The organism is Achromobacter sp. (assembly GCF_057314935.1).
This window is the reverse complement of the sequence record NZ_DBHKZA010000129.1, coordinates 1-9,552: the sequence shown is the minus strand read 5'-3', so window position 1 is coordinate 9,552 and position 9,552 is coordinate 1. Positions and strand designations below refer to the sequence as shown.

The 9,552-nt window shown below is 62.4% G+C and carries 10 protein-coding genes and 1 other RNA gene; 4 read left to right on the top strand and 7 right to left on the bottom strand.

What is annotated here, in order from left to right:
• The first annotated feature begins 96 nt into the window (after positions 1 to 96).
• Positions 97 to 1,209, top strand: coding sequence for a 4-hydroxyphenylpyruvate dioxygenase (hppD, locus tag ACO6D5_RS28260; RefSeq protein WP_006226004.1), 1,113 nt, complete (start codon positions 97 to 99; stop codon positions 1,207 to 1,209).
• 174 nt (positions 1,210 to 1,383) lie between these two features.
• Here hppD and msrA read toward each other — a convergent pair whose 3' ends face one another.
• From msrA to ilvD, 3 genes are all read right to left on the bottom strand, one after another.
• A complete protein-coding gene (gene msrA / locus ACO6D5_RS28255) occupies positions 1,384 to 1,938 on the bottom strand; it encodes a peptide-methionine (S)-S-oxide reductase MsrA (protein WP_315527742.1) in 555 nt (184 codons plus the stop codon).
• A gap of 77 nt (positions 1,939 to 2,015) precedes the next feature.
• Entirely contained in the window at positions 2,016 to 2,351 is a 336-nt protein-coding gene (locus ACO6D5_RS28250) for a c-type cytochrome (protein ID WP_167390137.1), read from the bottom strand.
• Positions 2,335 to 4,020 (bottom strand): dihydroxy-acid dehydratase, encoded by a 1,686-nt coding sequence (gene ilvD / locus ACO6D5_RS28245; protein WP_485827217.1) that lies wholly within the window; start codon positions 4,018 to 4,020, stop codon positions 2,335 to 2,337. Before ilvD ends, ACO6D5_RS28250 begins: the two co-directional genes overlap by 17 nt.
• 133 nt (positions 4,021 to 4,153) lie before the next feature.
• Between ilvD and lgt the strand changes: the two genes are divergently transcribed.
• Positions 4,154 to 4,942: a prolipoprotein diacylglyceryl transferase gene (lgt, locus tag ACO6D5_RS28240; protein ID WP_315527746.1), complete on the top strand. Its 789-nt coding sequence runs from the start codon at positions 4,154 to 4,156 to the stop codon at positions 4,940 to 4,942.
• Here the strand turns inward: lgt and ACO6D5_RS28235 are convergent.
• The 4 genes from ACO6D5_RS28235 to ACO6D5_RS28220 all read right to left on the bottom strand — a co-directional run bounded on the left by ACO6D5_RS28235 (position 4,917) and on the right by ACO6D5_RS28220 (position 6,748).
• Positions 4,917 to 5,681, bottom strand: coding sequence for an SIMPL domain-containing protein (locus ACO6D5_RS28235; protein ID WP_315527747.1), 765 nt, complete (start codon positions 5,679 to 5,681; stop codon positions 4,917 to 4,919). The two genes, lgt and ACO6D5_RS28235, sit on opposite strands and share 26 nt — an antisense overlap.
• A 94-nt stretch (positions 5,682 to 5,775) precedes the next feature.
• Positions 5,776 to 5,958, bottom strand: a non-coding RNA gene (gene ssrS / locus ACO6D5_RS28230) — 6S RNA.
• A 32-nt stretch (positions 5,959 to 5,990) separates the two neighbouring features.
• Complete coding sequence (locus ACO6D5_RS28225) at positions 5,991 to 6,302, bottom strand: cell division protein ZapA (protein ID WP_006217444.1); 312 nt, start codon at positions 6,300 to 6,302, stop codon at positions 5,991 to 5,993.
• Positions 6,302 to 6,748: a hypothetical protein gene (locus tag ACO6D5_RS28220; protein ID WP_315527749.1), complete on the bottom strand. Its 447-nt coding sequence runs from the start codon at positions 6,746 to 6,748 to the stop codon at positions 6,302 to 6,304. Before ACO6D5_RS28220 ends, ACO6D5_RS28225 begins: the two co-directional genes overlap by 1 nt.
• Positions 6,749 to 7,230: 482 nt before the next feature.
• On the opposite strand from ACO6D5_RS28220, the gene ACO6D5_RS28215 reads away from it, so the two are divergent.
• Positions 7,231 to 7,695 (top strand): tripartite tricarboxylate transporter TctB family protein, encoded by a 465-nt coding sequence (locus ACO6D5_RS28215; RefSeq protein WP_315527751.1) that lies wholly within the window; start codon positions 7,231 to 7,233, stop codon positions 7,693 to 7,695.
• A 13-nt stretch (positions 7,696 to 7,708) separates the two neighbouring features.
• The gene (locus ACO6D5_RS28210) at positions 7,709 to 9,214 is read left to right on the top strand and encodes a tripartite tricarboxylate transporter permease (protein WP_006225996.1); all 1,506 of its coding nucleotides are present in this window, start codon (positions 7,709 to 7,711) and stop codon (positions 9,212 to 9,214) included.
• Positions 9,215 to 9,552: the final 338 nt, after the last annotated feature.

The window sequence follows — 9,552 nt, the reverse complement described above, 5'->3', positions numbered from 1 at the left end:
CATGTTTGCAATTGTCTGCCCGGCGTTCCTTCCTACAATCTCCGTCTAGACTTGAACAACAAGTCGTCCTGAAAAATGATGCAAGGGAGCAGACACATGAGCAGCGCTTTCCAACCCTGGGACAACCCGATGGGCACCGCCGGGTTCGAATTCATCGAGTACGCCGCGCCGGACCCCGCCGCGCTGCGCAAGGTTTTCGAGCTGCTGGGCTTCAAGGCCATTGCGAAACACCGCCACAAGGACGTGACCCTGTACCGCCAAGGCGGCGTCAACTTCCTGATCAACGCCGAACCCGATTCCTTCGCCCAACGTTTCGCGCGCCTGCACGGCCCGTCGATCTGTGCGATCGGCTTCCGCGTGCAAGACGCCAATGCCGCTTACAAGCGCGCACTGGAATTGGGCGCCTGGGGCTTCGATTCGCACAGCGGCCCAATGGAATTGAACATCCCGGCCATCAAGGGCATCGGCGATTCGCTGATCTACCTGGTTGACCGCTGGACGGGCAAGGAAGGTCACGGCGGCATCGGCGACATCAGCATCTATGACGTGGACTTCGTGCCGGTCGACCCCGACAACGCGCAAGCCGACCTGAATCACCGCGGCGCCGGCCTCACGCTGGTGGATCACCTGACGCACAACGTGCACAAGGGCCGCATGGCGGAATGGTCTGAGTTCTACGAGCGCCTCTTCAACTTCCGCGAAGTCCGCTACTTCGATATCGAAGGCAAGGTGACGGGCGTGAAGTCCAAGGCGATGACTTCGCCTTGCGGCAATATCCGCATTCCGATCAACGAGGAAGGCACGGAAGAGAAAGGCCAGATCCAGGAATACCTGGACCTGTACCGCGGCGAAGGCATCCAGCACATCGCCATGGCCACTGAAGACATCTACGGCACCATCGAAGCGTTGCGCGAGTCGGGCGTGGTGTTCCTGGACACCCCGGAAACGTATTACGAACTGCTGGACCGCCGCCTGCCTAATCACGGCGAAGATGTCGCCCGCTTGCAGAAGAACCGCATCCTGCTCGACGGCGCCCCCGGCGGCGGCCTGCTCTTGCAGATCTTCACTGAAAACCAGATCGGTCCGATTTTCTTCGAGATCATCCAGCGCAAGGGCAACGACGGTTTCGGCGAAGGTAATTTCAAGGCCCTGTTCGAATCAATCGAACTGGACCAGATGCGCCGCGGCGTGGTGAAGAACGTCGACTAACTGCTTCCCCCGCCGGCGTGCGGTGCCCAGGCACTCGCGCCGGCTTTGAAGCCTCACCTGGTGGTGAGGTTTTTTTTCGCCCAAACCAAAGGCGTCGCGGGAAGGGCGGCAGGCATCCGAGGCTTGCGCGACGGGGGGGCACGTTGCCTGCCGGCATCGGCAGGCAATCCCGCGTCAGCGCTGCAGGCGGTCCTGGAACTGCTTGCGGAACTTGGCGACCTTGGGCGCGATCACGAACTGGCAGTAGCCTTGTTCGGGATGCAGGGCGAAATAGTTGCTGTGGTAGTCCTCGGCTTGCCAGAACTTGACGGGCGCCAGCAGCTTGGTGACGATCGGCGCGTCGTAGACCCGCTGGGCCTCGACTTCGGCGATGACGGCCTCGGCCTGCTCGCGCTGTGCTTCGTTCTGCCAGAAAATCGCCGACTCGTACTGCGGGCCGATGTCATTGCCCTGGCGCCCCGGCGTGGTGGGGTCGTGCGTGGCGAAGAAGACGCGGAGCAGATCGCTGTAGGAGAGTTCAGCGGGATCGAACTCCACACGGGCGACCTCGATGTGGCCCGTGTCCTTGCCGCAGACCTGCTCGTAGCTGGGATTGTCCACGTGTCCGCCACTGTAGCCGGGCAGCACGCTTTTGACGCCCTTCAATTCGGTGAAGACCGCTTCGACGCACCAGAAGCAGCCGCCGCCAAGAACGGCGACTTCATTGCCCGGGGATGCTTGTTCTGCCATGACGATTCCTTTCCTGTAGACGGCCGCTGCCTGCGGCCGGCGCCCCCGGCTTCATGCGCGGGGCATAGAGAATAAGACTACTGCTTGGGTGGCGCCAGCGACAAGATCCATTCGGCCAGCAGACGGGCATCTTCCTGGCTGACATGGGTTTGCGCGGGCATGGGCACGGCGCCCCAGGCGCCGCGGCCGCCGCCCCGGATCTTGCCCGCCAGGTAGTCCACCATGGCGTCGCCCTGCCCCGCATAACGTTCGGCCACGCTTTTCAGCGGCGGCCCGACGCGTTTGGCTTCCACTTGGTGGCAGGCCATACAGGCTTTGCTCTTGGCCAGGTCCAACCCGGTGGTTTGGGCCTGGACCGCGCCAGCGCCCAAGACGCCGGCCACGGCCACCCACAGACTAATCTTCAAATGCATCGGTTACTGCCCCACGGCTCGCGGTGCTGGCGAGCTTGCCGAACTTGGCGAGCACACCGCGTGTATAACGCGGCTTGGGCTGAACCCAGGCCTGTCGACGAGCCGCCAGGTCTTCGTCGCTGATATTGAGCTGCAACAGCAGCTTGTGGGCATCGATGGTAACCGAATCGCCCTCCTGGATCAGAGCGATCGGGCCGCCCACGAAAGCCTCTGGCGCCACATGGCCGACGACCATGCCCCAGGTGCCTCCGGAGAAGCGGCCGTCGGTGATCAAGCCCACGGTTTCGCCCAGACCCTGCCCGACCAGCGCGGAGGTGGGCGCCAGCATTTCGCGCATGCCGGGACCGCCTTTCGGGCCTTCGTAGCGGATGACCACGACATCGCCGTCCTTGATCTGGCGCGCCATGATCGCCGTCATGGCATCGTCTTCGGAATCGAATACGCGCGCGGGGCCGGTAATGACGGGGTTCTTCAAGCCCGTGATCTTCGCCACGCAGCCTTCGGGCGACAGGTTGCCCTTCAGGATGGCCAGATGCCCTTGCGGGTACACGGCGCGGTCCACCGGCATGATGACGTCCTGGTCCGCGCGTGGCGCATCCGGCACATCAGCCAAGGTTTCCGCGATGGTCTTGCCGCTGATCGTGATGCAGTCGCCGTGCAGGAGCCCGGCGTTGAGCAGCAATTTCATGACCTGCGGGATGCCACCTGCGCGATGCAGATCGGTCGCGACATATTTGCCGGATGGCTTCAAGTCGCACAGCACGGGGACGCGCTTGCGGATGCGTTCGAAGTCATCGATGGTCCACGGCACTTCGGCGGCGTGCGCGATGGCCAGGAAATGCAGCACGGCGTTGGTGGAACCGCCGGTGGCCATGATGACCGAAACCGCGTTTTCGATGGATTCGCGCGTGATGATGTCGCGCGGCCGCAGGTTGCGCCGCACCGCTTCGACAAGCACCCGCGCCGACTCAGCGGCCGAGACGACCTTTTCATCGTCTTCATTGGCCATCGTGCTGGAATACGGCAGGCTCATGCCCATGGCTTCGAACGCGGAGCTCATCGTGTTGGCCGTGTACATGCCGCCACAGGAGCCGGAGCCGGGAATGGCGCATTTCTCGATTTGCTTGAAATCGGCTTCGGGCATGCGGCCCATCGTGTATTCGCCAACGGCTTCGAACACCGACACGATGGTGAGGTCGCGGCCCTTGTAGTGGCCCGGCTTGATCGTGCCGCCATAGACGTAGATGCCGGGCACGTTGGTGCGCGCCAGGGCGATCATGCCGCCCGGCATGTTCTTGTCGCAGCCCCCGATCACCACCACGCCGTCCATCCACTGACCTTGCGCGGCGGTTTCAATACAGTCCGCGATGACTTCGCGCGACACCAGCGAATACTTCATGCCCTCGGTGCCCATGGACATGCCGTCCGAGATGGTGGGCGTGCCGAATACCTGGGGGTTGGCGCGCGAGGCTCGAATGGCGTCGATGGCCGCATCCGCCAGGCGTTGCAGGCCGCTGTTGCATGGCGTGATGGTGGAATGGCCGTTGGCCACGCCGATCATGGGATTTTCGAAATCGGCTTCCTGATAGCCCAGCGCGTAATACATGGCGCGGTTGGGCGCGCGCGCGACGCCGTGAGTGATATGGCGGGAACGTTCATTGTTCGGCATGGTCTGTCTCTCCTGTCGGCCGTCGGGGCGCGGACATGGCGAACGCACCCTGGGAAGCTGGCTCGCTTGCATGCATGCGAATCTTCAGTGCTCGCCGGTTATTATCATTCAACTTTATTGTGTCGGGCAGAACATGCTGCAATATCCAAAATTCGACCCCATCGCCTTGCAGATCGGGCCGCTGGCCATCCACTGGTACGGCCTGATGTATCTGGCGGGCTTCGCCCTGGTGTACCTGCTTGGCCGCCGGCGCATCACCAGCGGCCACACCACGTCCTTGAACGTGCGCGACCTGGAAGACCTGATCTTCTACAGCGTGCTGGGCGTGGTGCTGGGCGGCCGGCTGGGGTATGTGCTGTTCTATAAGCCGGGCTATTACCTGGCCCACCCGCTGGAAGTGGCGTACCTGTGGCAAGGCGGCATGTCGTTCCACGGCGGCCTGATCGGCGTGATCGTGGTGATGCTGCTGTTCGCGCGCAAGAAGAAGCTGCCCTTTTTCGCGGTCAGCGACTTCATCGCCCCACTGATCCCGCTAGGCCTGGGTTTCGGCCGGCTGGGCAACTTCATCAATGGCGAACTGTGGGGCCGGCCGACCGATGTGCCGTGGGCCATGGTGTTCCCCGACAGCGGCGACGGGCTGGCGCGCCATCCTTCCCAACTCTATGAACTGGGTCTGGAAGGCATCGTGCTGTTTGCGCTGCTGTGGTGGTTTTCGAGCAAGCCGCGTCCACTCGGACAGGTGAGCGGGCTTTTCCTGATGGGTTACGGAACGTTCCGCTTCCTGGTGGAATTCACCCGCGAGCCAGACAACTTCCTGGGCCTGCTCGCGGGTGGTTTGAGCATGGGACAGTGGCTGTCCCTGCCGATGGTCGCCCTGGGCGCCATCATGTTCAGCCTTACTGCAAAACGATCGTCCCGTTGACGGCGATGCTGACCGTGACGTCTCCCGCTTCCAGCGGGACGTCCGGGCTGTAGCCGCCGGAGGCATCCTTGGCCATGGCCGCCGCGCCCAACATGCGGGGCATCGGCACCGGGCCGCCCGAGCCGCCCAATTCCAGCTTGGACAGGCGATAACCCGAGAAACCGAATGCGTTGGCCGCTGCCAGCGCGCGGTCCTTGAAGGCCTGGGCCGCTTCTTTCAGCAACTTGCGCTCTTCGGCCTCGCGCGCTTCGCGCGACAGCGAGAAGCTGATGTTCGAAATAGCGGTCTTGTCCGAGAGCTTGGACGCCAACGCGGCGGCGGCTTCGAAGTCTTTCGACTCAAGCACCACCTCACCCTGACCGCGCCACGTGCCGATCTTGCCTTTGCTGTTGGTATTGGGCCAGACGTTGTAGCCGCCCGTGCGGACTTCGACGCCCTTCGTGTCGCGCGCGCGCTTGACGACGTCGTCCAGCGCGGCCGTCAGCTTCTTGCCGGCAGCCGGCTGATCCGGCGCTTCGACTTCGGCGGACAACGAAATACGGACGGTGTCCTGCTTGACCTCGGAAGACGCGGTGGCCTGCAACGTCATTTCCGGCGAACGGTTCGTGGACGATTCCGTGGCGGCAGGCGCGGCGGGCGTCTGCGCTTGCGCATAAGCGGGTTGAACGGCGGCGATGGCGGCCACGGCTGCGCACGCTGCGCCGAGTTTCGTCAGCGAAAAAACAGGGTGTTTAAACATGGACTGGTCCTAGGAGGGAGGACAAAGGGAGGGGCAAGGGGGGGATGGTGAGGCGCCCGACGCGGACCTGCGCTTATGGCAGGCCCGCTGGGATAAATGCCCCGCCTGTGCCGTCAAGGCCGGCATCTCGAACCCTAAGGTAAGAGGTGGTCGCGTTCCGCAGAGCGTCGGGTTCGTCTACGAGAGACAATCACTCCAGCTCTACACTCCCGCAACCATATGCCGAAAGCATAGGTTCAGAGAATGTATGGCCTAGTCACGGACACGGCAGGGACAAACTGAAAATTCTTGAATACTGCTTATGAACGGTTAGAGCAGTTTTTCCTGACCCGACAAGGCGTCATCGAGTACTGCGTTCATGTCCTCAATTCTACGCTTGAAGTCGCCGACTGCCAAACCGCCCAGCGGACCATCCGGCGCTTTCATCGCAAGGAGTTCGCCCGCGACCTGCAGGGCCGCCATCACGGCGATGCGTTCATTGCTGGAAATCTTGCCCGTTCCCTGGATGCGCAGCATCAGTTGGTCGACATGGCGCACGGCGGCCATGAGCGTGGGCTTCTCTTCAGCGGAGCAGGCCAGGGAGTAGTCGCGTCCCAATATGGTGACATCTACGCGTTCCATCAGTGTTGCTCTCCAGACGGTGCGCCCGGCAGGCGGGCCAGCACGGCGTCGATGCGCTCGCGGGCCGCGGCGGCGGCCACACGCAAGCGCTGTAGTTCAGTGTCGCGGGATTGCAGATTGCCCTGCAGCTCGGTTTCCCGGGCAGAGAAACGCGATTCGAGCGACTGGCGTTCGGTGGATTCACGAGCGAGCTGATCGCGCAAGGCGGCTTCGGCCTGCTGGGCCTGCTCGAGCATGGCGGAGACTGCGCCGTCGTGATCCTGAAGCTTGCTTTGCAGCGTGACGATGTCGGCCTCGCGCTCGGCGGCGCGCTGCTTGAGCACACGCTGCTCAGCTTCGAGTTCGTTCAGGCGCAGACGCAACGCGTCACGCTCTGCGTGGAGTTGGCGGGTGCGTTGCACCAGTTGCCCGATTCGGGCGGCGAGTTGGTCTAGATCTTGCAGCATGGGCGCTATCGTAAACCATCCTGAGTGCAATCGGGCCTCTTCACGCAAGGTGAGAAACCCGGCAATATTCGGTAGGAAATAGGCAGGTGATTACGGTGGTGCAACGCCAACCGACGACCCCTACAGAAAAAACGCCTCCCCTCCTCCAAATTCCCCGCATCCGGCCGATCCGGCTTTCGCATTTCTTTCTATAAACTTTCACTTAGCTTTCAAAAAGCCCTCAATCCTCCTTCGCGGTTACATCTAGGGATCGGGAGTACCCGAATTCTAGGGAAAACCCCAGGCTTTCACCGAGCTTACAGGGTTTGCAGCGTGGCAGGCGTCCATTACCATTCGCCCTTTCAAGAAACCACGCCGTCGCTTTCAGAAGAACTAATGGCACCCCGAAGTGCCTTTTTTGTGCCTGTCACTCGCCTTTCGGCGAGTCCCCATCCGGCTACAAACTTTTTTATCTACATGCTGTAAACAGGAGCCAACCAATCATGCAGCTACGCAATCGACAGGACTTCTGGTCTGGGGTGATGTTCATCGCCCTTGGACTGGGATTCGCCTGGCAGGCCAGCAGCTACCAAATGGGTACTGCCGCCCGAATGGGCCCAGGGTACTTTCCTTTCTGGCTAGGCATTGTTCTGGCTTTGCTGGGCGCCATCGTGCTGCTTGGCTCGATGTCCAAGAAAGCCCATGAAACGCACGTCGACAAGTTCGACTGGCGCATCGTCTTCCTGGTGGTCGGATCCGTCGTCCTGTACGGCCTGGTCCTCAAACTGCTGGGCATCTACATCTCGGTGTTCCTCCTGGTTGTCGTCAGCAGCCTGGCCAGCCACGAGTTCAGCCTCAAGGTCGCCGTCGCCAACGGCATCTTCCTGGTGATCTTCTCGTATCTGGCATTCGTCAAGGGGCTGGGGCTGATCTTCCCGCTGTGGCCGTCCTTTCTGGGCATGAACTAAGGAGCAACCGGTCATGGAATTGTTTGACAACCTCATGTTGGGTTTCTCGGTGGCGTTTACGCCCGAGAACCTGCTTTACGCACTGCTGGGCTGCATCCTGGGTACGCTGATTGGCGTGCTGCCGGGCATCGGCCCCGTCCCGACCATCGCGATGCTGCTCCCGATCACGTACGTGCTGCCCCCGGTGGCCGGCCTGATCATGTTGGCGGGTATCTATTACGGCGCCCAATACGGCGGCTCCACGACGGCGATTCTTGTGGCGCTGCCAGGGGAAACGTCTGCGGTGGTGACCGTGCTGGACGGTCACCAGATGGCCCGCAACGGCCGTGCTGGCGCCGCGCTGGCAATCGCCGCGCTGGGTTCGTTCTTCGCCGGTTGCGTGGCCACGCTGCTGCTGGCCGCCTTCGCACCCCCGCTGGCTGAAGTCGCCTTCAAGTTCGGCCCTGCCGAGTACTTCTCGCTGATGTGCCTGGGCCTGGTCGGCGCCGTGGTGCTGGCCTCGGGCTCGCTGCCCAAGGCGATCGCGATGATCATCCTGGGCCTGTTGCTGGGCATGGTCGGTACCGACGTCAACTCGGGTGTCGCCCGCTTCGACTTCGGCGTGCCGGAACTGCAAGACGGCATCGACTTCGCCATCGTGGCCATGGGCGTGTTCGGCTTTGCCGAAATCATGACCAACCTGGAGCAGAAGGAAAACCGCGTCGACATCACCGACAAGATCGGCTCGCTGTACCCGAACAAGCAGGAATTCAAGGAATCGTACCCGGCAGTGCTGCGCGGTACGGCCCTGGGTTCGGCCCTGGGCATCTTGCCGGGCGGTGGCGCCGTGCTGTCGTCGTTCGCCTCCTACACGCTGGAAAAGAAGATCTCGAAGAATCCGGAACGCTTCGGCAAGGGCCATCCGGCCGGCCTGGCTGGCCCGGAATCGGCGAACAACGCTGCTGCCCAGACCTCGTTCATCCCGCTGCTGACGCTCGGTATCCCGGGTAACGCCGTGATGGCGTTGATGGTCGGCGCAATGACGATCCACAACATCCAGCCCGGCCCGCAAGTCATGACGAGCCACCCGGAGCTGTTCTGGGGCCTGATCGCCTCGATGTGGATCGGCAACCTGATGCTGGTGGTGTTGAACCTGCCGCTGATCGGCTTGTGGGTCAAGCTGCTGAAGGTGCCTTACCGCATCCTGTTCCCGGCGATTCTGGTGTTCTGCACGATCGGTGTGTATTCGCTGAACTACAACGCGTTCGACATCTTCACCACCGCCATGTTCGGTATCGTGGGCTACGTGTGGTCGAAGCTGAAGTGCGAAGGCGCGCCGCTGCTGCTGGGCCTGGTCCTGGGCCCCATGATGGAAGAAAACTTCCGCCGTGCCCTGCTGCTGTCGCGTGGCGACTTCACCACCTTTGTGACCCGTCCGCTGTCGGCTTCCCTGCTGGCCGTCGCCGTGTTCCTGGTGATCCTGGTGGCCTTGCCGGCCATCCGCAAGAAGCGCGAAGAGACCTTCGTCGAAGAAGACTAAAGCGCGGTACGCCGCCTGCGGGCGGCGGTCTCGCCTTCGATCAAACCCCCGGGCCTGTCCCGGGGGTTTTTCTTTGTGCGCACGGAATGCCTGCCCGGCCAAAGCTACTGATAGATACGACACACTACGAGACGTAGGGCACAGCCCGGCATCTACGTTAAGCTACGGGTTTACCCCACGCGATGATTCGGCATGAATTTCGACTGGAAAAACCCCTACCCCACCACCCGGATTCCGGTGTTCGCCCGCAACGTGGTCGCCACCTCGCAGCCACTGGCCGCCCAGGCGGGCTTGCGGATCCTGGCCCGCGGCGGCAATGCCGTGGATGCGGCCATCGC

What these genes read in the sequence shown, in the direction of transcription:
- hppD (WP_006226004.1), top strand. Translation starts at nt 97, where the DNA reads ATGAGCAGCGCTTTCCAACCCTGGGACAACCCGATGGGCACCGCCGGG.
- msrA (WP_315527742.1), bottom strand. Translation starts at nt 1,938, where the DNA reads ATGGCAGAACAAGCATCCCCGGGCAATGAAGTCGCCGTTCTTGGCGGC.
- ACO6D5_RS28250 (WP_167390137.1), bottom strand. Translation starts at nt 2,351, where the DNA reads ATGCATTTGAAGATTAGTCTGTGGGTGGCCGTGGCCGGCGTCTTGGGC.
- ilvD (WP_485827217.1), bottom strand. Translation starts at nt 4,020, where the DNA reads ATGCCGAACAATGAACGTTCCCGCCATATCACTCACGGCGTCGCGCGC.
- lgt (WP_315527746.1), top strand. Translation starts at nt 4,154, where the DNA reads ATGCTGCAATATCCAAAATTCGACCCCATCGCCTTGCAGATCGGGCCG.
- ACO6D5_RS28235 (WP_315527747.1), bottom strand. Translation starts at nt 5,681, where the DNA reads ATGTTTAAACACCCTGTTTTTTCGCTGACGAAACTCGGCGCAGCGTGC.
- ACO6D5_RS28225 (WP_006217444.1), bottom strand. Translation starts at nt 6,302, where the DNA reads ATGGAACGCGTAGATGTCACCATATTGGGACGCGACTACTCCCTGGCC.
- ACO6D5_RS28220 (WP_315527749.1), bottom strand. Translation starts at nt 6,748, where the DNA reads ATGCTGCAAGATCTAGACCAACTCGCCGCCCGAATCGGGCAACTGGTG.
- ACO6D5_RS28215 (WP_315527751.1), top strand. Translation starts at nt 7,231, where the DNA reads ATGCAGCTACGCAATCGACAGGACTTCTGGTCTGGGGTGATGTTCATC.
- ACO6D5_RS28210 (WP_006225996.1), top strand. Translation starts at nt 7,709, where the DNA reads ATGGAATTGTTTGACAACCTCATGTTGGGTTTCTCGGTGGCGTTTACG.